Annotated in this window: 13 protein-coding genes and 8 pseudogenes; 10 read left to right on the plus strand and 11 right to left on the minus strand. The window is 60.3% G+C overall.

Features of this window, described 5'->3' with window-relative positions; translation table 11 throughout:
• The first annotated feature begins 403 nt into the window (after positions 1-403).
• A protein-coding gene (locus N2604_RS06950; protein WP_124163409.1) for an IS3 family transposase occupies positions 404-1,572 on the plus strand; the annotation gives its coding sequence in 2 pieces (ribosomal slippage) (positions 404-677 and positions 677-1,572; 1,170 coding nt in all).
• A 119-nt stretch (positions 1,573-1,691) separates the two neighbouring features.
• Here the strand turns inward: N2604_RS06950 and N2604_RS06955 are convergent.
• Complete coding sequence (locus tag N2604_RS06955; protein ID WP_157786092.1) at positions 1,692-1,862, minus strand: hypothetical protein; 171 nt, start codon at positions 1,860-1,862, stop codon at positions 1,692-1,694.
• Positions 1,863-2,489: 627 nt separating this feature from the next.
• On the opposite strand from N2604_RS06955, the gene N2604_RS06960 reads away from it, so the two are divergent.
• Positions 2,490-2,699: a hypothetical protein gene (locus N2604_RS06960; RefSeq protein ID WP_244429425.1), complete on the plus strand. Its 210-nt coding sequence runs from the start codon at positions 2,490-2,492 to the stop codon at positions 2,697-2,699.
• Between the two features lie 252 nt (positions 2,700-2,951).
• On the opposite strand, the pseudogene N2604_RS06965 reads toward N2604_RS06960, so the two are convergent.
• Positions 2,952-3,287 (minus strand): annotated as a pseudogene (locus tag N2604_RS06965) (IS3 family transposase); the annotation flags it as partial.
• Between the two features lie 344 nt (positions 3,288-3,631).
• Between N2604_RS06965 and istA the strand changes: the two are divergent.
• Positions 3,632-5,163, plus strand: a pseudogene (gene istA, locus N2604_RS06970) (IS21 family transposase).
• A gap of 16 nt (positions 5,164-5,179) precedes the next feature.
• Positions 5,180-5,925: pseudogene (istB, locus tag N2604_RS06975) on the plus strand (IS21-like element helper ATPase IstB).
• Between the two features lie 236 nt (positions 5,926-6,161).
• Here istB (N2604_RS06975) and N2604_RS06980 read toward each other — a convergent pair.
• Positions 6,162-6,478 (minus strand): annotated as a pseudogene (locus tag N2604_RS06980) (transposase family protein); the annotation flags it as partial.
• A gap of 153 nt (positions 6,479-6,631) precedes the next feature.
• Between N2604_RS06980 and N2604_RS06985 the strand changes: the two are divergent.
• The gene (locus tag N2604_RS06985; protein WP_199752318.1) at positions 6,632-7,003 is read left to right on the plus strand and encodes a hypothetical protein; all 372 of its coding nucleotides are present in this window, start codon (positions 6,632-6,634) and stop codon (positions 7,001-7,003) included.
• A gap of 423 nt (positions 7,004-7,426) precedes the next feature.
• Here N2604_RS06985 and N2604_RS06990 read toward each other — a convergent pair.
• A pseudogene (locus tag N2604_RS06990) lies at positions 7,427-7,935 on the minus strand (transposase); the annotation flags it as partial.
• Between the two features lie 484 nt (positions 7,936-8,419).
• On the opposite strand from N2604_RS06990, the gene N2604_RS06995 reads away from it, so the two are divergent.
• Both N2604_RS06995 and N2604_RS07000 read left to right on the plus strand, forming a co-directional pair.
• Positions 8,420-8,821, plus strand: coding sequence for a hypothetical protein (locus tag N2604_RS06995; RefSeq protein WP_036031912.1), 402 nt, complete (start codon positions 8,420-8,422; stop codon positions 8,819-8,821).
• A gap of 1,534 nt (positions 8,822-10,355) precedes the next feature.
• On the plus strand, positions 10,356-10,796 hold the full coding sequence (locus N2604_RS07000) for a transposase DNA-binding-containing protein (protein ID WP_245333570.1): 441 nt from the start codon (positions 10,356-10,358) through the stop codon (positions 10,794-10,796).
• Between the two features lie 648 nt (positions 10,797-11,444).
• On the opposite strand, the gene N2604_RS07005 is transcribed toward N2604_RS07000, so the two are convergent.
• On the minus strand, positions 11,445-11,756 hold the full coding sequence (locus N2604_RS07005) for an oleate hydratase (protein ID WP_245333569.1): 312 nt from the start codon (positions 11,754-11,756) through the stop codon (positions 11,445-11,447).
• A 72-nt stretch (positions 11,757-11,828) separates the two neighbouring features.
• A complete protein-coding gene (locus N2604_RS07010) occupies positions 11,829-12,587 on the minus strand; it encodes a glucose 1-dehydrogenase (protein WP_158669021.1) in 759 nt (252 codons plus the stop codon).
• 1,285 nt (positions 12,588-13,872) lie between these two features.
• Between N2604_RS07010 and N2604_RS07015 the strand changes: the two genes are divergently transcribed.
• Both N2604_RS07015 and N2604_RS07020 read left to right on the plus strand, forming a co-directional pair.
• The gene (locus N2604_RS07015) at positions 13,873-14,034 is read left to right on the plus strand and encodes an acetoacetate decarboxylase family protein (protein WP_244621071.1); all 162 of its coding nucleotides are present in this window, start codon (positions 13,873-13,875) and stop codon (positions 14,032-14,034) included.
• A gap of 227 nt (positions 14,035-14,261) precedes the next feature.
• Complete coding sequence (locus tag N2604_RS07020; protein WP_050996351.1) at positions 14,262-14,468, plus strand: hypothetical protein; 207 nt, start codon at positions 14,262-14,264, stop codon at positions 14,466-14,468.
• A 139-nt stretch (positions 14,469-14,607) separates the two neighbouring features.
• Here the strand turns inward: N2604_RS07020 and N2604_RS07025 are convergent.
• From N2604_RS07025 to N2604_RS39615, 5 genes and pseudogenes are all read right to left on the minus strand, one after another.
• A pseudogene (locus N2604_RS07025) lies at positions 14,608-15,721 on the minus strand (IS3 family transposase); the annotation flags it as partial.
• Between the two features lie 93 nt (positions 15,722-15,814).
• Positions 15,815-17,014, minus strand: coding sequence for an IS256 family transposase (locus N2604_RS07030; protein WP_124163411.1), 1,200 nt, complete (start codon positions 17,012-17,014; stop codon positions 15,815-15,817).
• Between the two features lie 1,587 nt (positions 17,015-18,601).
• Positions 18,602-19,346: pseudogene (istB, locus tag N2604_RS07035) on the minus strand (IS21-like element helper ATPase IstB).
• A gap of 13 nt (positions 19,347-19,359) precedes the next feature.
• Positions 19,360-20,088 carry a Mu transposase domain-containing protein gene (locus tag N2604_RS07040; protein ID WP_260374213.1) on the minus strand — a complete coding sequence of 243 codons (729 nt, stop codon included), beginning with the start codon at positions 20,086-20,088 and terminating at the stop codon, positions 19,360-19,362.
• A gap of 271 nt (positions 20,089-20,359) precedes the next feature.
• Positions 20,360-20,410, minus strand: a pseudogene (locus N2604_RS39615) (hypothetical protein); the annotation flags it as partial.
• 134 nt (positions 20,411-20,544) lie between these two features.
• Between N2604_RS39615 and N2604_RS07045 the strand changes: the two are divergent.
• A complete protein-coding gene (locus N2604_RS07045; protein WP_260374214.1) occupies positions 20,545-20,682 on the plus strand; it encodes a hypothetical protein in 138 nt (45 codons plus the stop codon).
• Positions 20,683-20,989: the final 307 nt, after the last annotated feature.

Below are 20,989 nucleotides of genomic sequence, written 5' to 3' on the forward strand. Positions count from 1 at the left end.
TAGCAGCTCCGGGTCGGGGTGGATCGTTTCGCTCGGCTTAGGCTCGGGCGCGATGGCGCGCTCGCAAGCCCTCAGCCAGGCCGGCAAAGACCGGGCCACGGTTCGTAGTTCATTGTGGCAGGTCTCTCTTGACGGGATTGGCGATGGGCCAGTGAGGCTCCGGACCTCTCAAGCACAGAGCCTCACCACGGAAAGGAGGACAACGCACTGGCCGCAACAGCGCGATCCCACCCTAGGCAGACTCGCCGCCACTAATTCTGCGATTTCCCGGTAAACCGTTTAGGCTGAACGACTGCCCGGCCGAACGACTGAACAACTGAGCGCCTTAAAGCTCCGAGAGCGACTCGCCCGCCCGACTAAACGGGTTTTGAGCTGCTGCCGGTTTGATGGACACCGAGATTAGGTGTTTCATGAAGCCGGAGGTGCACGGAAGTTCAGTCGCGAGTTCAAGATCGAGGCGGTCAAACTGGTTAGGGAGCGTGGGGTGTCGGTGGCGCAGGCCGGGCGCGACCTGGATGTTCATGAGAACGTTCTGCGCAAATGGGTGAAAGAGTTCGGCTCCGATCCGGTGCAGGCCTTTCCCGGCCACGGGCAGATGAAGCCGGAGCAGCAGGAGATCGAGCGGTTGCGCCGTGAGGTCGCCAAGTTGAAGGCCGAGCGGGACATCCTAAAAAAGCCCGCAGCCTTCTTCGCGAAGGAAGCGACATGAAGTTCGTCTTCATCGCGAAGCACCGGGCGATCTGGCCGGTGGCATGGCTATGCGATGCGCTGGGGGTGTCGCGGTCGGGCTTCCATGCCTGGCTGAATCGTTCGCCCAGCGCCAGATCCCGCAGCGACGAAGAGCTCGGCGGCAAGGTGAAGGCCAGCTTCATGGCGAGCGACCGCACCTATGGTGCGCGCCGGGTGTGGCGTGATCTGCTCGCCGATGGGGCGGACTGTGGCCTGCACCAAATCGAACGGATGATGCGCCTGCAAGGCTTGCGGGCGCGGCCGCGACGCCGGCGCTTGCCGAAGGACAGCGGCGATCGACAGCTCGAGACCGGGCCGGCGAACCTCCTTGACCGGCAGTTCGCCGCCGAGCGGCCGAACCAGAAGTGGATCGCCGACTTTACGTATCTCTGGACGGCCGAGGGCTGGCTCTACGTCGCAGCGGTGATCGACCTGTTCTCACGCCGGGTGGTGGGTTGGTCGATGAGCGCCGCCATGACAGCTCAGTTGGTAACCGATGCCCTGCTGATGGCCGTCTGGCGACGCGGCAAGCCGGACGCCCTGTTGCACCACTCCGACCAGGGCAGTCAGTACACCAGCGAGCAGTTCCAGCGTTTGATGGCCGACCACGGCATTCTCTGCAGCATGAGCCGTTCCGGCAACGTCTGGGACAACGCAGCGATGGAGAGCTTCTTCTCGTCGCTCAAGACCGAACGGACCGCCAACAAGATCTACCGAACCAGAGACGAGGCACGAGCCGATGTGTTCGACTACATCGAAAGATTTTACAACATGATCCGCAGGCACTCGACCATCGGCTATCTCAGCCCGGTTCAGTTCGAGCGCAAGGTGGGATTAGCTTAACCTGGTGTCCATCAAACCGGCAGCAGCTCATTTGGCCTAGAAGGCTCTTAGTTTGAGCGCGGTTGCTTGAGAGAAGGGCCGAGGCATGCGAGAGGCCGACTGCAGCCTCTAAAGCCCGTTCAGGCTATGCTCTGGTCAGTAAAAACGCGCTGCCCGCTCACCAGCTCGCGCGTAAGCCATTCCAAACGAAGCTCGGCTTCTAAAGCGCCGTTGCCTTCGCAGATGGCCGCCGCGACGACTTCAATTTGATCTTCAATAAGCTCCCGGAGGATTTGGATGCGAGGTTCCATTGTGCTGCTCTCCGGGTGAGAGAAAGTCGCCTACCATCTTACGCTCTAAGTTTCCGGCTGGCACCCTGCCAGAAATGGTCGGCTGCCATCACGTTGAAGGTCGCGGCGCACGCCCTGACCTCCGCTCCCACCTTGCTCATTCAAGCGGAGGACCAGGACTACCGGCTTTCAAGTCGATCAGGGGCTTTTAAGTCGGACAGGCAGTAATTTTCTTCTCTCGAGCATACGGGTAAGGACACCACAGCCGGTCGCGCGGCAGCTACGTTATCTATGTGGACGTCGCCTTCGAACTTGAGCTTATGACGCACGAAACGGCCCAAAAAGAAGAAGCTCAGGATTGAGATGAAGCCCGGCTCAATCGCGGTCCTCTCGGACAAAATGCGCGAGGGCGCAAAGGCGGCGTGCATTTGTTCGAGCTGGAACTTGTGGAGCTAGGGCTCAACAAACCGTGTTGCCACTTCAGTCGTGGCGCGGTCCCTGTCGAGCCGTCTTCGGCCGGTGAGGCGTTCGGTGATGTGTCGTCGGATGCTGGACGCGACCATGTTCGGCTCCGCGCGGGAGTTCGCGGCCTAGCTTGGCCTGACGCCTAAGCGGAATTCCACCGGCGGGACGGACCGGCTAGATCGGATTACGAAACAGGGCGATTCCGATCTCAGGTACTGGCTTGACATCGGAACACGCAACGTTGTTCGGTATCCAAGGGCCCGGTCCTGGGCCGGAGGTGGCGGTATCGAAGCCCTGCTTGAACGGCGTCGGCCCATGGTCGTCGCCGTTGCCAACAAGTTGGCCACGGATCGTCTGAGCGATGATGACGATTGGGGAATTCTATGGGCCTAAGCTCGCGGCCTGACCCTTCAGCGTATCTTGACCACCTTACGTTGTGATGGCAAATGACAGCATGATGGACACCGGCGGAGCTGGACATCGAGCAAGCTCGAAGAGCTTTAGGCGCAACAAGCGCGACCCGTAGATGAGACCTCGCCGCGATCTCCATCAGGGTCAGCGGCCATGGCATCGGTCGCATTAACAAGCCTTATACATGAACGCACCCGAACGGTATCCAAAGTGCTGCTTAAATCCCCTGCATCAGCGGGCTCCACGCTTGCCCGTGGTGAGCCGTTCCTTGCCATAAAGTCCGCAGATCCGGTTGATCCCCGACGGTTCGCCCTCCCGCCGCAGCAAGACGAATAGCCAGCGGTATCCGAAGCGCCGCCGCTCGTTGGCGAGATCGCGCAGTCGACCACGGAGAGCCACGTCCGGAGGAAGCTATAGCGGAGATCTTTCCATCAGCGCTGCGATCGAACAGGCCTGCCGGTTCCGACAGGCTCATGACAGCCCGAAGATGCGCGACCGCAACCAGCTTGGCGGCGGGCCCCAGCATTGTTTTGAAAGAAGCTCGAGAAGGGTGGCCGCCCAAAGACTCTCGATGCAATGAAGGGTGTAGTCACGTCGTGTGCCCAGGCGGACTTGGCCATTTGCCGGCGCACAAAGGTTGGAGACACCGATTTCGATCGGCTTTAGCGTCTGCGCCGCATGTACCGTCGCTGTCGGCTTCTCGGTTCCGGCGGTCAGGAGGCCATTGCTTAGCTTGCAATTTTCTGCGGTTGTGCAGTGGCGAGCGGCGCGCGTGCGTCGAACTGCGCCCGCTGGATTACCCACCAGCCATGCTGCATGTTTCGCGGGATCGTGAGCAACTTTTCAACGGCTCAGCCCGCTTCGGCCGACAACTCAACCGGCTTAGGAACTGCCTCGTCAGTGAACGAAGGCCGATGCCCACCCAGAGATTGTCGATGCGCCGGATCAAAGGGGTTCTCCGCCTAAAACATGTTCAAGGCTTGCCGGAGCGAGCCATCGCGCACACCCTGGGCATCAGCAACGGCGCTGCGCACAGCTATGTGCGCTGAGCCGGGCGGCCGGGCTGAACTGGCCGTTGCCGGCCGGAATGATTGACGAAGACCTGGAGCTGCTGCTTTTCCCTGCGCCGAGGCCTGCATCGCAGAGCTTACAGCGGTACGTTCCCGACTGGGGCTATGTCGACAAGGAGCTGCGCCGGCGCAACGTGACCCGCCCGGCTGCTGTGGGATGAGTATCGCGCCACCCATCCCGATGGATTCGGCTACACATGGTTCTGCACGACCTACGAGGCCTGGAAGGGGCGAGCCCGGCCTTCGATGCGGCAGACCCATCTGGGCGGCGAGAAGGTTTTCGTGGATTTCGCCGGCGACACCATCGACGTTATCGACCCCTCAAGTGGGGGGGAAGTACAGTCGATGAAGCTGTTCGTCGCGGCGATGGGTGCGTCCAACTATACCTACGCCGAGGCCTGCCAAGCGAGGGGCTCGCCGACTGGGTCTGGGTCCACATCAACCTCTTCGCCTTCCTCAGCGGCGCGCCGACATTCGTGGTCTGCGACAACCTCAAGGCCGCCGTCACCAATCCGACCGCCACGATCTCGGCCTCAACCGACCTATGCGGAGATGGAAGGCCATTACAGCGCGGCCATTCTCGCAGCCTGGCCGCGGCGCCGAAAAGATAAGGCAAAAGTCGAAGTTGCGGTGCAAGTCGCCCAAAGATGGATTCTGGCGCGGCTACGCAACCAACGCTTCTTTTCATTAGCGGAGCTAAACGCAGCCATCAAAATGCTCGTCGTCGAACTCAATGCCCGGCAGATGCGCGACTTCGGCGCCAGCCGCGCCGAACTGTTCGCTGAACTCGACAAGCCCCAAGCTCATAGAGCTGCCGGACCAGGCTTACGCTTTCGCGCACTGGAAGCGATGCCGGGTCGGCCCCGACTATCATATCGAGATCGATGGACACTGGTATTCCACGCCATATCGGCTCATCCGTGAGCTCGTCGATGCGCGCATTGACGAAGGACGGTCGAGATCTTCCACAAGGGCAGCAGGATCGCCAGCCACGCTCGCGCGCCCAACCGGCGCGGCCACACCACCATCACCGACCACATGCCCAGCGCCCATCTGCGCTACGGCCAATGGACGCCCGCCGGTGTGATCGCCGCCGGCGAGCGGATCGGCCCGCCTTCTTCCAGGCCGTGATCGCCACCCGGCCGCATCCCGAGCAAGGCTTTCGCACCTGCCTCGGCATTCTGTCGTTGGTCAAAAGCTACAGCGCCGAGCGTGTCGACGCAGCCTGTCGGCGCGGCATTCTGATCAAGGCGCGATCCGTCGCCTCGATCCGCTCCATCCTCCAGAACGGCCTGGATCGCACCTTTCTCGACGAACCCTCCGAACACCAACCCCTGCGCCACGGCAACATCCGCGGCCGGGATTATTTCCACTGAAGCCAAGGAGACTTGTATGCTCAACCATCCCACCCACGAACGCCTGATCGAGCTCGGCTTGAGCGGCATGGCCAAGGCCTTTGAGGAGCAGCGACGATCGCCTGATCTCGAGGCCTTGCCGTTCGAAGATCGCATCCGCCTGCTGGTCGACCGGGAAGCCGCGGAACGCGACACCAGGCGGCTCACCACGCGCCTCAAGCTGGCCGCGCTCCGCCAGAATGCCTGCGTGGAGGACGTCGATTTGCGCACGCCGCGGGTATCGACCGGGCCCTCTTCGCCAAGCTCGTCAGTGGCAACTGGATCGATCGGCACGAGAATTTGCTCCTAACCGGAGCGACCGGATTGGGCAAAAGTTGGTTAGCCTGTGCCCTCGGCCACAAGGCCTGCCGCGACAATCGCTCGGTTCTCTATCATCGCGTTCCAAGATTGTTCGAAGCGTTGGCGCTCGCGCGGGGCGATGGACGCTATGCCCGCTTGCTCAAAACCCTTGGCCGCGCCCAGCTTCTGATTTTGGACGATTATCGGTGCTCACCGCCGCCGAGCGGCGCGATCTACTGGAAGTCCTCGAGGACCGCCATGGCCGCGCCTCCACCATCGTAACCCGCCAACTCCCTGTGGACACATGGCACGAAGTTATCGGAGACAGCCGACGCCGTCCTAGATCGCCTCGTCCATAACGCTCACCGCCTCCAGCTTGCCGGCGAAAGCATGCGAAAACGCAACGCCAAAACCGTCACCCTTGACGAGCAGCCAGAACGCTGACTCTATCACCGCCTCGGCCGGAGCGGGCTGCTCACGATCGTCTGAATTCGGCGCTCATGATCGCGCGAAATCCCTGCTCACTCATCAGTGAAATGCAGTCATGCCAAGCGTAGATCGGCCTATGAATACAACATCCCCGCGAAGAGGGCCGAGGAACGAGCACGCGTGGAATGCGCCGAGAAGGAGTATACGAGGTTCACGTCCCGGTGGCGGGCAAAGCCGCGATCCCGACAAAGCAAGGCTTCTGCGACATAGGGCTTGTTTACGATATCCGTGTCAGTCGTCTTGCCGGGCCGCTATAATTCAGTGTGACGCCCCACTGGTAGGCCAGAGGTCAAGATCGCGAGACACGAACTCGCTGCCTTGATCGACGCGGATCGTTGCCGGTAAGCCCACTTCCTTGCAGGCCCCTTCCAGCACCTCCCACGACGTCGGTGCCGCGGAAGGTGAACCGCGGCGCCAGCGCCGGCGAGAAGCGCGAGAAGGTATCGACCATTATGAGCACGCGAAGCTTGTGTCCGCTCGCCAACTGGTCATGGACGACGTTCGTCGCCTTCATGGAGAAGCGCAATGCCAGGATCATCACCAAGAAGCTGGCAATGGAAATGGGCAACGCTGCCGCCCGATCGTCATGCATCCTGGGCGCTGCGATTGAGCGACGTGCGCGGGTTCGCGCGCTGTCGCTAACTTCGATCCGAGAACGAAGGTGTCGCCCCTCGACATCAGCCCGGGCGTCCACCGCGCCAAGCCCTATGTCTCTAGCGACGCGGAGATCGATGCGTTGTTGACGGCAGCGCTGGCTCTGGCGCCAGCGGACGGGCTGCGCCGATGGAGCTACCATACCTTGTCCGGCTGCAGGCATGCGTATATCCGAGGCGATGGCCTGGAGCGTGATGACGTTGACCTCGACGCCGGCGTGCTGACGGTCCGGCTGACCAAGTTCGGCAAGTCGCCGTTCGTGCCATTGCATCCGACGACGAGAACTGGGCTGCGCCACTACGTTAACCGGCGCGAGCGCGGCAAGCGAACCCGCTCCAGCCGAACGACCGCCTACTCGCCTTCCTCGAGTCGCTCTTAACGGCAAGACTATGCCGAATGGAATGAGGCTGCCCTGTTCGGCATAGTTCGGCGGGCGGCATAAACCTGCAAGCTGGGCGACGTCGATCCGCTTGCGTGGGCCTATTGCCGTCACGACCTCAAAGCTGTGGCCTGAGAACAACGCTTACCGATCAACCGCACCTCCGAGCGGTTCTCCGAGCAGTTACGGTTCGCGCGGTGCCGGTCGTTTTCGACTGCCTCGGCCTCGACGAGTTCATGGTGGTCTGTCGCGCCGGAGGTGCGGTGTTGGAATTGTCGCCACGTTGCTGCGCGCGGACCAGGCGCCGCTGGCACGGCACTGACCAAGCGGCGACTTCCAACCGACGCGACGACGCACGTGCCCACGGCTGCTCGGCAGCGGTGGAGGGACACTTGCGCAGCATAGCCGTTGGCGTAGGCGCCGCGACCAGAGGTCGTTCGGCGCCATCGGCACCGTCATCGGCGCCCGGGTCCCAATCGCTCGCTTGCGACCGCCACGGCGACGAACCGGAAGCCTCTCTTCCCGGTAGAGCCGGAACAGCCGCCTCCGCTTCGGCTATCGCGTCTGCCGATGTGCTTTAGGTCGCCTGCCGTTCGCTCATCCCGAAGGCGTCTAGGAGATGGGCGACAGCTTTCCGCTGGGCCGCGGGCGTCACCATTTCTTTCCCACGAGTTCTTTCCCAGGAGGTCCTTCAAGGCTGCGTTGTCCAGCATGGTGTCGGCGAGGAGCTGCTTCAGCTTCGTGTTCTCGTCCTCCAGCGTCCTCAGCCGCTTGGCCTCGGAGACATCCATCCCGCCGAACTTGGCCCTCCATTTGTAGATGCTGGCGTCGCTGACGCCATACTTGCGGCACAGACCGGCGACCGAAACGCCGGCCTCGTGCTACTTCAAAATCCCGATGATCTGCTCTTCCGAAAGGCGGCTGCGCTTCATGCTCTGTTCTTGTCGTGGGCCAGAGCGAACTTCACACTGGATTAAGCCCGTGGGGCAAGGTCACTTAGCTCAATATTCCGTCTTCAGACCGGATCAAACGCGCCGCTTGTCACTACACAACCGCAGAGAATTTCGAGCTCAGCGATGGACTCCTGAAACAGCAGAATTGGGGACGCACAGAGGGTTCATGCGGCGCCTAGCGGCGGCAGCCGCTAAGCAGTTCGATATTGGTCTCTCCAACGTATATGCGCCGGAAAGTGGCCGAGTCCGCCTGGGCACACAACCTGATCACACCACATTAGCGCTGTTGGATCACCGTTCCAATGTTCTGAGGACGGAAGCCCCAACGGATGTCGCGCTTCTTCCTCGCAGCCAACGCTACCAGATAAGACAGGTACAACATGTTGATGGTTGTGGTACCTCTGGTGCTCGAAAACCTGCAGCGAACCACCCAGCTCCTAGCAATCTTTTCGGGAGATATGCAATGCCAGAGACCTTAGGCGAAGACGGAAAACGCGAACGGCGACCACGTGGAGGGCCCGAACTGGCCGAGGCATCGCGCCCTGGAGCCGGTGGCCCCACGGATGATACTGGAGAAAGCACCGCAGCTGCATCGCGCATTTCATTTACGGTTCCGGAATGGCAAAAATCCATCGAAGCGACAGCAAACCTGTTCGCCGCGTCGCTCCGCGACGCGCTAAAGCTGGCTGCTTCCTCTTTGCACGATCAGGCCACCTTCATGAAGACTCTCGCGGACTCTAAAACTCCCTCTGAGCTACTGAAGTGCCACCTGGATTTTGCGGAGCAATCCTGCTCGAAATTGTTTGGCGAAGGCTGGAAGATGTTGGATCGTCTCAGGCACAGCCATCGGTCTTCGGTAAGTTAAGAGGCGCAAGGCGTGAAATAGGCTGACGGCGCGCAAATCATCCGGCGTGTGGCACGTACACGCCGTTTAGAATTAAGCGGGAAAACGAAGAACGATTCCGCCCTTGCTCCGTTTGCCTTTCCCCAGCGACCAGGCTGATCAGTGAGGCTGGTCGAACTTTCGCCGAAAGTAGTGCGAAAGAGAAAGTGACAGTTCGACGCCTTTAAAATTGTGGACCCCGACGTATCAGTGACCCCGGTATCGGACACGCCAGCGTCATCCTGCATTGGTCCGAAGTTCGGCGGGACCACCAGGGACGGATAGTGCCGAGCATCAGTTTTCAGACCAAGGCGAACAAATTTGACGCACACGAAGCGCCTGCAGACCCTCCAATTCTCGATTCAGCACGACCCTTGCTCGGTTCTGGGCAGCATCACCGAATGTTCCAGATGCGGTGAGTTAGGGGCGGGCTCGTTGCGGCTAGCGCCTGGTGCGCCCCGCCGGTTTGCTGTGAGGCGAGGTGAATCAGATCAGGATTCTCAACTGGTGGCGCTCATTCGCTCGCGCTCGTCGCCGTCATGTCGGACGACGGCACCAAGAAGGCAGGTAAGTAGCACAGCATCAGCCTCACCTAAGCGGGAGAGCAGATGGCCAATCCACGAGTTCCGCGTTCGAGACGAGTTAACGGCGGAAAGTGCACCCGCAGCTCCGGAGCAGCAGGCGGCGATCTCAGCTCGCAAGATATTGGAAGCAGAGATGCGCACTGGAACGGTGGTATCGTACAACGCTGAAAAGGGCTGGGGGTTCATTCTCCTGACGATGCCGACCAGGAGGATTTGTTCGTGCACATATCGGACCTTCGCGACTGCGCAGGGTCTGATCTGGTGTCGGTCACGCGCGTGACTTTCGAAATTCGCTTCAATCAACAGCGCTCGAAGTACAGAGCCGTCCAGGTCAGGCTGATCGATTGAAAGATCGCGTATCCTACTGCGGGCGTGCGCATTACATATCATTCATAGCGCAAAGGCAATAATGGACGATGCATAGGCTCATCTGATCAGAAACCAAGTCGTGGACGTTTACGACGGAGATCGCGCTCGGAAGCGCGACGTTAAGCTGATTGATATGGATGGTCGTCAGCCATCTTTCTGGCCAGCGCGACCTTTGCACGCTTGCTTCCTTGCCGGTGGGCAACACGCACCGCCCAGGCCTTCATCGGAGACCATCGGGTTGATCGCCTGAGAACAACGTTGGCAGCTTCGAACAGGGCGTAAGCATCCGGTGAGGCTTTGAATTACCCATAACTTTGACTACTCGGGATGATCCGCTGATCGGCGAAATCTTGAATCGAAAGAATCACTTGTGATTCCTTGCTGAGCACCTGATTCGCGAGGGGGTGCTCTATGGGGCTGACGTTAAGGGATCGATCGGCAAAAGGCCGCTTGCGGTCCTTGGAAGGTGAATGTTGGATTGATCGAGAGAGTAGTGGATGCGAGTTTAGGGACGAGCGGCTTGGCGACAATTCCGCAAACTGCTCACGCAGATTGGACGCCCCATGGGACAACGCATTTCGCTCGTCTGCCAGGATTGGGCGAATACCAAGGCCGCCTACCGCTTCTTCTCTAATGACCGGGTCAGCGAAGCGGACATTCTGGCCGGCCATTTCCAATTGACAAGTGATCGCGCCGCCGCAGAAGCGATCGGCATCACCAAGAGCATAAACAGTGGACGGGATAAGGCGGGCCGCCTCAGATCGCACACGGTTTGCGGCATCCTGATTCATTCGAGCCTCGCAGTTACAATCGAGGGTGTGCCACTGGGGTTGGCGGCCGTTAAGTTCTGGACCCGGAAGACATTCGAGGGGACGGCAGCGCTTAAAATGAAGATCAACCGACCCGGATTCCCATCGAGAGAAAGGAAAGCGTTCGGGGGTTGGAAAATCTCAAGCAGTCTCGCCACTCTTGGATCATCCGGGACGATGCATCCGTATTGCTGATCGCCCGGCCTTAAACGAGACGTTAGTAACGCCGCGACCGTTGTCGTAGGCATGACCAATGCTCTCGGAAGAGAGCTGGCCAGCGGAGGGCTTGAAATCGTGAGCATGAGATGCTTGCCGCTCTTCTAGTGCGGCCCACAGTCTAGCTAGAGGGATGAGGTCGGCTCGCAACCGCGCTACGTCAGAGATCGCCCTCGCGACCGTCTCAAAGAGCATATTGAGCTGAAGCAGAAGCGTATTGAATAGCACCATATCGCCGATCGTGACCGCGCCGATTCTCCTGCCTGGCGCGCAGATCGCCGCGATCCGCGAGGCTTCCCAATTTAGGCAGCTTCGATTGTGCGTCTAAGGTGCCCGTTGACATCAGCGGCAGGAGTGGAAAGCCCCACCTGGTCACCGGGCGCGCTATTCTCTAGACATCAACGTCGATGGTAATGTCACCGCGCGGGAGAAGCACGGCACAGCCCGTTGCCCGATGTCCGCTACGTCAGACAGCGTCCCACCTCAACTCAGGTACTCATTCATCAGTTCACCAAGCTCGGTTGGGCTAATCTGTTTCAGAATATGTTGGGGTAGGAACGCCGGTCCTGGGATCTCAATTTCCTTGCCGTCACGTAGTCTACCCTTGGCTGCTAGCGATTGCTGATATCATAGGTCAATTGAATACCTCGGGCACGCCGCGTTCAATCTGAGGAGGATATAGACGGCTTCCATCGCCGTCTGACCGAGTATTTCAGCCAGTAGAACCGAACGGAACAGATCCCAGAGGCACTCGAAATGTTCCTCCATCTCTGGATCACCTCGGATGACGACCCCTCTTTCCGGGTCCCAACTACCGTCCAACGCCCCACCCGGAAGGTTCAGCGCTCGAGAAGGTAATGCGATCGGCCACGCATATGCTCGTCGGGGATCATGAACGCCGCGCCGGAGAGTGCCGCCAAGCTCGAACCAACGAACCACGGCGTCTTGCTGTCCACACCAGCGGGCTTGCCCGGGCGAGCAAAGGATCAGATCTCGTTTATGTGACAGTAGTCAGAAGATGCTTTCGGGAGCCTGACACTTGTACGGGACGCCGATCGTCAGACCGCCATCGACGACGATTTCGGAGCCCGTAAGATAAGAGGACTCGTCACTGAGCAGGAACAAAACTGCCTGCGACACTTCCGGCGGTTCGGCTGCCCGCCCAAGCGGAATGGGAAAACTGGAAGAATCGAAGTCCTTTGTCATCCAAGTGTTGATTAACCCCGGATGGACTGAGTTTATGCGAACCCCAGACGCAGCGGCCTCCAAAGCAGCGGACTTGGTTATGCCCCGCACACCGAACTTGGAAGCAACGTAGGCGTGAAGCCCTGCACTACCCCTCAGCCCCTCGACCGACGAGATGTTGACGATCGAGCCTCCGCCCGCGCGGCGCATGGCGGGCAGGGCAGTCTGCATTCCCAAAAATACACCGGTGAGATTGACAGCAAGGGTCTTCGTCCACTGCTCGAGTGGAAACTGCTCGATAGGAGCAATACTGGCTATGCCCGCATTGTTGACGAGGCCATGCAGCGCGCCAAAGTTGCTCTCCGCAGCCGCGATCGCTCGGCGCCATTCCTCTGGCTGAGCGACGTCTTGACGCACATAGATCGCGGATGTGCCAAGGCCGGCCGCGAATGCCTCTCCTTCTTTACGAAGAACATCGGTGATCACGACTTTAGCTCCCTCCGCTACCAGCAGGCGCGCATGAGCGGCCCCCATCCCTCGAGCCCCGCCGGTCACCAGAATGACCTTTTCGCTGAGACGTCCCATAATTTTGCTTCCTCGATCAGTGTGGTGGCGCAAGGTCTTGCGACATCCACTATGTCAATTAGCCCTGTTCGATCTGCTGTGTCCCGCTGCAATGCCCAACGGCTGTGCGTAGTGGCCGCGCAACTCGCCGCGAAAACCAACTCGATAACGATTTCACGTCGTGGACACGCGTCCGCCGCTCAGGCGTTATCGTCGGAGTGTTGAATTAGCATCGCGACATTGGGCCACCTTGTTGAGCCCGACAATTCACGACCGAGTTTCCTCCGGAAGATGGGCGTGAACTGCACGCGAGGCAATGCCGGTTCCGCACAGGCGCACGTACTGAGCTGTTCGAGGCTGGCCGCGGGAGTAGGGCGCAGAACGCATAAAGCTCTCCGAGCCTTGCGAATTGGAGTATCCACTCTGTGCAATCCGCGCGCCGAGACTCTGATACGAACGCAAACTCACGCGACTCTTGCAGAGTTGCTGGAGCTGTTACGACCTTTTCGCGCGACCTGGGTATCCGCTAGCATGCTTTTCGGGCCATGCACAGCGATAGCGCTTCGACTTATCAAGACTTATCGAGCCACACACAGCTTTGATAGCCATGCGAGCTCCTCATCCGTTTATCTCCCGCTTGATCATGTCGGACTCTCGACACTCCGCGTCGCCAATCAAACAAGCGGGAAGGCAACAGAAGAAGCGGCGAAAGTTGTCGAAGGCCTTCTCTCGTACTCCAACTCGGCATCTGCAGCCGAGCGAGTCTTATAACACCCAATGAGGCGCTTGGCATCGATCGCAGACGACAGATAGAGAGGCCTATCGAGTTATCGTCATCCTCGGTGAGCACGCTTCGCCGGAATGAACGCACAATCGTCAAGCTCATTCTGCAGCACAGAATCGAAGTGCAACGCGCAGAACTGGACGCGTCGGGGGCAAGACGATCGCGATCACTGGATCTATGAGCCGACGGATCACCGAGCCGCACTGGAAGTTGCACATCACAGTCTCTTCAGGATGCTCAACAACCGAGTAGTCTTGGTGAGATGAGTTAGCTGAATGTTCGATTGCGCCTAAACACTTCAAGAGCGAGGAGGAATGCGATGCCCGACGTGAAAGGTATTTCGCTTGATGCGCATCTCTACCTTGGGAGCAAAGACCGTGGCAGCGCGTTTCTCGGGTACCGAGCCATAAACCTTGTATTCAGCGTGGGGCACGAGGTGTCCTCTCTATTACCGAAGGGATTAGTACCGTAGCAAACCCTGCAATCGCCCTTGTGCCGGTCGCGAGCTATCCCTCAAGCACTGTGGGGCCGTACTTGGAGTGCTCTTCAGGAATTCAAGTTCGTGATCCCGGCGGTGAGGCCGGCTTTTTAATTCTTACCTACGTGACAACGAATGATGCAGCGCTCGCCTCGGGACGAGAGGTTCTTGGTGCTCCAAAAAAGTTGGCGTACATTACCGGTTAGAGACGGTGGTCTAATTCAGGGTACGCTCGAGCGTCCAGCGGGCAAGCGTCTGCCGACCCTTACCGCTCAACCAGACCAGCGCGTGAGCTCGAGTTCGCAACAGATGATTTCTGCGCGGACGTATTTCTACTTGGTTTCGGCATCTGCCCCCCTATCAATAAGCGGGATGGGCGCAGTGACGCAACTCGTCAAACGGTGCACCGCGCGAATGTTGCCACGCGACGAGCTTGGCGAAGAAGTTTACTGGACCCACCTTCCTAACTTACGACTCCCCCTCGATTGTCGATCCCGTGCACAATTTGGCACTTGGCGAACGCGTGCTCGGCACATACGAGGAGCATGACGCCAAGCTCCAGGCCATTGATATCCTTTCGGAAACGGCAAATCCAGGAAAACAGCGGTCCATAAAGCTTCAGGAGTTCATCCAATCCTGAGTTCTGCCCCGGGCTCTCGGCGTGCCCACTGAACCTCCTCCGAATGAGTGGACACCTGTAGTAGGCTCATTGAGCCCGGAGGTGTCGAATGGAACGTCAACGTCGGTCCTTTACGGAAGAGTACAAGCACCAAACCGTTGATCGCGGAATGGAGGCGGGTTCGGTTGTAGAAGCCCTCGATGAAGGCGAAGATATCGCGCTGGGCCTCGGCGCGGGTATTGTAGTCGCGATGATGGACCAGCTCGGTTTTCAAGGTATGGAAGAAGCTCTCCATCGGGGCATTGTCGTAGCAATCGGCCTTGCGGCTCATTGATGCCATGATGCCGGCGCCGGTGAGGACCGTGTGAGGCATACTGCACGCCGCGATCGGAGTGATGGATCAATCCGGTCTGCGGCCGTTGCTGGTTGATGGCCATGGTCAGTGCCGCGGATGCGAGTTCGACCTGCATATGGTCTTGCATGGCCCAGCCGATGATCTTTCGGCTGAACAGATCCATGACGGCCGCCAGATACAGCCAGCCCTCCGCGGTCGGGATGTAGGTGATGTCGGCGAGCCAGACCCGGTTCGGGGCGGGAGCGGTGAAGTCGCGCGCGATCAGGTTCGGTGCGATCGGGAGGTCGTGACGGCTGTCGGTGGTGCGCCCCCGGCGTGGCGACGCCATGATGGCGCGGACACCGTGCCGGTGCATCAGCTGCTCGATCCGGCCACGGCTGGCGCCACGTCCCTGCTTGCGCAGGATGGCATGGACGCGAGGACTGCAGTAACGCCCGCTGCTGTCTTGATGGACTTGCCGGATTGCGGCCAGGAGGCTGGCATCGGATTTGGTCCGCTCACTGACCGGGCGATCACGCCAGGCGGAATAGCCGGCCGGCGAGACCTCGAGCACGGCACACATCAGCCGCACCGGATAGGCGTCGCGATGGTCTTCGATGAAGCGGAAGCTCATGTCCGGGTTCCGGCGAAGATCGCGATCGACTTTTTTAAGATGTCGCGCTCCATGCGCAGCGTTCGTTCTCCTGGCGCAGACGGGCGATCTCCGAAGCCTGGTCCGCCGACATCGGCGTCGCCTTCGTGGTGGGGCGCCACGCCGCCGATGTCGGCTCCTGCCGCAGCTTGTCAACCCAACGCCGCAGCACCGAGTCACGCAGACCGAGTTCCTTGGCAACAGACCCGATCGAAGCGCCCACTCAAAGCCAACTCAACGGCTTGGCGCTTGTACTCTTCGGTAAATGAACCGACGTTGACGTTCCATTCGACACGTCCGGGCTCCTCTACTCCGATCGTGTCCCGTGGCGTGGTGTAGGTGAGTGCGGGTCACTGCGTTCGCCGGCATGGTCCGGATCGGTCAGGTGGCGATTGCCGGGAAGCTGACGGCGGGATCATCGCCCAACGGGGTGATTGTTTCCAGTGTCATGTAGCGACCGCGCTGGACCGCCCACTCGTCGTTCTGTTCGAGCAGGATAGCGCCGACCAGGCGGGTGATGGCGTCCTCATTGGGAAAGATGCCGACCACTTCGGTTCGGCGCTTGATCTCGCCGTTGACGCGTTCGAGCGGATTGGTCGAGTGCAGCTTGGCGCGGTGCGCGGCCGGGAAGCTCATATAGGCCAGCACGTCGGCCTCGGCCTCATCGAGGAACACCGCGAGCTTGGGCAGCTTGGGACGCAGTTGATCGGCAATGCGCCGCCATTGCGCCCGTGCCGCCTCCGCGTCGTCCTGGGCAAAGGCGGTGGCAATGAAGGCGGAGACGACGCGCCGTCCGCTCTTGCCGGCATGCGCCAGCGCGTTGCGTATGAAGTGGACGCGGCAGCGTTGCCAGGTGGCGTTGAGAACCTTTCCGACCGTGGCTTTGATCCCCTCATGGGCGTCGGAGACGACGAGCTTGACGCCGCGCAGGCCCCGCCGCGCCAGTTTGCGCAGGAACGCCGTCCAGAACGTCTCGGCCTCGGACGGGCCGATGTCCATGCCGAGCACCTCGCGCCGGCCATCGCTGTTGGCGCCGACCGCGATGATCACCGCGACCGAGACGATGCGCCCGTTCTGGCGCACCTTCACGTAGGTGGCGTCGATCCACAGATAGGGCCAGTCACCCTCGATCGGGCGATTGAGGGAGGCCTTCACCTTGTCGTCGATCTCGCCGCACAGCCGCGACACCTGGCTCTTGGAGATTCCGCTCATGCCCATCGCCTGCACCAGATCGTCGACCGAGCGGGTGGAGACGCCCTGGACGTAGGCTTCCTGAACCACGGCGGTGAGCGCCTTCTCGGCCATCCTCCGCGGCTCAAGAAAGCCCGGGAAGTAGGAGCCTTTGCGCAGTTTGGGGATGCGCAGTTCAACCGTGCCGGCCCGGGTCTCCCAGTTCCGATCGCGGTAGCCGTTGCGCTGGACCTGGCGCTCCTGGCTCTTCTCGCCGTAAGCCGCCCCGGTCAGGCCCTCGACCTCCAGCTCCATCAGCCGGTGGGCGGCAAAGCCGATCATCTCGCGCAACAGATCGGCATCAGGGGTCTTCTCCACGAGCGCGCGCAGGTTCATCATGTCGTCGGTCATCGGTGGTTCCTCGAATCAGGTTGGTGTCGCAACCCAAACCTTACCGACGAATCATCGGTGACCACCCGCAAAGCCGCTCGCTCGCTACGGCGCTATGTGGGGCGCGCGTCGCGAGCGGCTTTGCTAATCAGCTACACCACTCCTTGGGAAACGACCTCTACTCCGAGCACGAAGTTTGGGTCGCTCGTAGAAAGTTCGGCATCTTCGCTCCTTTTCGCGCTTTGGCGAAGGCAATCCCGCCTTGGTCCTGATGCACCTCAGGCCATTTGAGCCTCGCGGTATCGCAGCAATAAGGGTGCCAACAGAAAAACGCGGTGCACTCGTTCGTTGATGCGAAAACGGTCGCATGCCTTGCATGTTGACTGCATGCCGTGGTTGCGTTCATGACGTGCATGTCTTAAGGCGGACGGGCCGAACTCGGCTGATTATGCCGCTACAGCGCGCTTAGCGAACTTCTTCTAGCAATAGCCTATCGCGGCGATAGCTGTTGACTCGTGCTTCAAGTTCCTGGTGTAGCTGACGACATAATTCGTTGCGGCCGGCCGCTCATCGCGGGGCGAGTATCTGGTCTAACGGGGGTAAGGCAATTCCTGCCCGCATTGCCATCTCACACAGGTCGTGCGCCATGGCCGGGTGAATTTCGATGGCGCGAAACTCTCGTTGGCAGAGGACCCGGAGCTTCGGCTATGCCAACGTATAGCTTTCCAAGGAACGCCTCGCCTGCCATTCCTTTTTTGAGGCCGGCGCGATGACTGGGACATTAAAAAGGCGCCCCTATGAAAGGCGACGCTCTGGCCGATAGCACTCTTCTTCAGAACCGCCTGATCTCGAAGCTAAAAGGTGGATTGAAGTTGACTCTCGACTCTTGTCGCTGGACGGAACGACAAGACGAACTGCTGCGCGAGCTTGTTGATGCGGGCGCGCCTGCGAAATCCATTTGCGAAACACTCAATAGGTCCGAGGCAGAGCTTCGCAGGCGCGGCTATACATTGGCCTTCCGAGGAAATGATCAAAGCGAACGGCCGCCGTCTGATGCTGAAGCGGCGCTCGGCAATCGGCTGTTATGCATGCGATCCTCGCGGAAGTCAGCGCAACAGCATCGGGCGCGGCTTCTGCTCTTTGGGCTTGGCGTCCGGTATCCTGTTATGACGGGCGAACCGTCAACTTTATTGGCTTCATCCATCTCGCGGCCGCGATGATCTGCGGTTCCGCGCCTTTCTCCATAGCTGCCAGGATTGTCAATTGTTGAACATGGTGTTCTCCTGACGGAACACCAGCGGGGAATTTGATACTTAAACTGTCTTTTCGCTATATCCGGTGGCGGGGCCGCGGGATTGCGATCAGCGATTCCAGGCCATCGTGATCACGGTTTCCAGACGATGGTGATCACTTGCGGAGGCGAACACGACTGACGTGTTTATGTGTGCTGGAAATGGTCTTCCTCGTCAAGACGGGCGGGAGGGTTTGGAGATCGGTCCAGCGGTCCATGGGAGGGACCCGCGTGCGCGCGGAGTGGCCCTCACGAGCGACGCAGCGGCGTGCGCGGGAGGGACCTGTGGGTCGGTGGGGCGATCGGCCGCGCGGTGGTCACGCTGCTGTCCAATCGTCGGCCCAACGACGCACACTGTCGCCCTTGAGCTCGATGCGGTGGGCATTGTGAATGATGCGGTCCAATATGGCGTCGCCGAATGTGGGATCGGCAATCACGTCATGCCATTGCGCCACGGGGGCCTGACTTGTGATCAACAATGATGCCTTGTCGTAGCGATCATCCACGATCTCGAGTAAATCACGGCGCTGGTCGGCAGTGAGTGCTTCGGGCCCCAGTCGTCTAGGATGAGTAGATTGACGCGCTCCAGCGCCGCGATCAGGCGTGCAAGACGACCTTCGCCAGGCGCCTGGCCGAGATCGGCGAACAAGCGGGGCGCGCGCTCGTAGAGGAGCGAAAAGCCATCGCGGCAGGCCCTGTTGCCGAGCGCGCAAGCCAGCCAAGATTTGCCGGTACCGGTCGGACCGACGATGACGAGATGGTGGTGCTCGCAGATCCATTGGCAAGTGGCGAGGCTTTGAAAGGAGGAGGGGTCGAGACCACGAGCGGTGCGAAGTCGACATTCTCGATGGGGGTGGCAGCCTGGCGGAGCTTGGCATTGCTCAAGCGCCGTACGAGGTGGCGGTTGTCGCGGGCGGTGACCTCGGGATCGACGACGAGACCAAGCCAATCGGGGTGTGGCATTTCGGCGGCCTCGGGATTGTTCTGCAGTTCGATGAGGTTATCGGCCGTGGCAGTGAGGCCGAGCGCGCGCAGGCGGTCGACGGTCGGATGAATGAGCACAATGATCTCCTGATTAGTTGTAGTAGCTGCGGTTGCGGATGTTGGCGTGGAAGAGGACGGGCGCCTCCTGGGCAGGAGGAGCGGTTTTGTCGGCGGCGTTCTTGAGGATGGCGGCGACCGACTTGTAGCAACGGGCATTAAGCAGCAGCGCACGGGCGCAGGCGGCGTCGACACGTTCCTCGCCGTAGCGCCTGACCAGCCCGAGAATGCCGATGGCCGAGCGGAAGCCTTGTTCCGGATGCGGTCGCGACCGCAGGATGACGTCGATCAGCGTCTCGGCCTCGGGGCGCACCTTGGCGGCTTCAGAACGAATCCGCTCATGAGCCCAGTCGCGGTAGCGGCGATGCGAGCTTGGCATATGCTCGTCGATCGTCGTTGGTCGATGCGGCAGAGTGCTGCGCAGACGGGAGGCGACGCGCTTGCCGCGCAGGAAGCTCTCGACGGCTTTTAGCGTGATCCGTGCCTCGACCTCTTCATGCACGAGGTTGTGAGGCACGCTGTAGTCATGCTTGGCAAGCTCGACATGATATTCGAGGTTCACCCGACAGCGCTTCCACTCAGCGGACTCGTAGGGTTCGTCGGGTAATGGGGTCAGTGCCGGTCGGTCAAGCTCCTCGAACAGCTCGCGCCGGCTTCGCGCCCAGCTCCATAGCGGTCGGTTGTTGAGATCGACGAGCAGTGCGTGGATCGCCTCGTTGAGGACGGCCAGCGAGAAGAACCGGCGGTTGCCTAGACGCGCCAAAATCCGTCGCCCGACGATTTGGACGCCGACTTCGACCTAGGCTTTGTCGCGCGGCCGATACGGCCGTGCTGGAACGATGGCAGTGGCCCAGCTTATCTACAATCCGATAACCCTGAGCGGGCCAGCCGGGACGGTGACGGCGCCGGACCACGCGCAGCAGCGTATCCTTACTTACCGGCAACATCAGCCGTTTTGCGAAGGCTGCTGGGCATGGGTAGTCCAGCATGTAGCGAAGCTGAACTGGGGTGATTGTCACCACGCCGTCCGCCGACGACGGCCACAAAAAGCAGCCGCGCTCCAGCCGCTTGGCATAAAGTGACATGCCCAGTCCTTGCAGGCTCGAATTTTCGGCCGCCTACAAGATCTGGCAGGGGGTTAGCTAAGCCAGCTCATGTATATAAGTGGAACTTCTGTCCCGCATTTTGCCCTGGGACACGCGCAGAACGGAGGTCACAGATGGCATACAAGAAACTCATCAATCAAAGCGGCCTGACACTTACGGTGTTGCTCATCACGCGCGTTGGCTCCGAGCCGAACCCAGTCCGCGCCGATCGTCACAGCGGCGCTACCAGTGGGTGGCAAGCAGACGATTGAGTAAGGTAATACGCAGACTCCCTTCCTCAATGGGCTCGTGATTTCCTCATCCTTCGATGGCGCGTTTTCGAACGGGTCGTAGATCGTGAAGGGCAGCAGCTGGGATACTGTCCTGAACACGCACGATACGAACGTGGTGGGCTCGAACACCTAACCCGCAACGTCGCCGACGATCCCGCAGTGGCGAACTTGGCTGCTCTTGGATGGCAAGTCAATGCTGGCGCCGTCGCAGCCCCGCCCGGATGAGTGCAGCCGATGGACGGAAAGGTAACTCTTGTGACTTCCGCGCCCGTGCAGCTTCATCACC

Origin of the sequence: Bradyrhizobium sp. CB1015 (assembly GCF_025200925.1) — a bacterium.
GTDB lineage: Bacteria > Pseudomonadota > Alphaproteobacteria > Rhizobiales > Xanthobacteraceae > Bradyrhizobium.

What these genes read in the sequence shown, in the direction of transcription:
- N2604_RS07045 (WP_260374214.1), top strand. Translation starts at nt 20,545, where the DNA reads ATGGCATACAAGAAACTCATCAATCAAAGCGGCCTGACACTTACGGTG.
- N2604_RS07010 (WP_158669021.1), bottom strand. Translation starts at nt 12,587, where the DNA reads ATGGGACGTCTCAGCGAAAAGGTCATTCTGGTGACCGGCGGGGCTCGA.
- N2604_RS07000 (WP_245333570.1), top strand. Translation starts at nt 10,356, where the DNA reads ATGGGACAACGCATTTCGCTCGTCTGCCAGGATTGGGCGAATACCAAG.
- N2604_RS06995 (WP_036031912.1), top strand. Translation starts at nt 8,420, where the DNA reads ATGCCAGAGACCTTAGGCGAAGACGGAAAACGCGAACGGCGACCACGT.
- N2604_RS06955 (WP_157786092.1), bottom strand. Translation starts at nt 1,862, where the DNA reads ATGGAACCTCGCATCCAAATCCTCCGGGAGCTTATTGAAGATCAAATT.
- N2604_RS07030 (WP_124163411.1), bottom strand. Translation starts at nt 17,014, where the DNA reads ATGACCGACGACATGATGAACCTGCGCGCGCTCGTGGAGAAGACCCCT.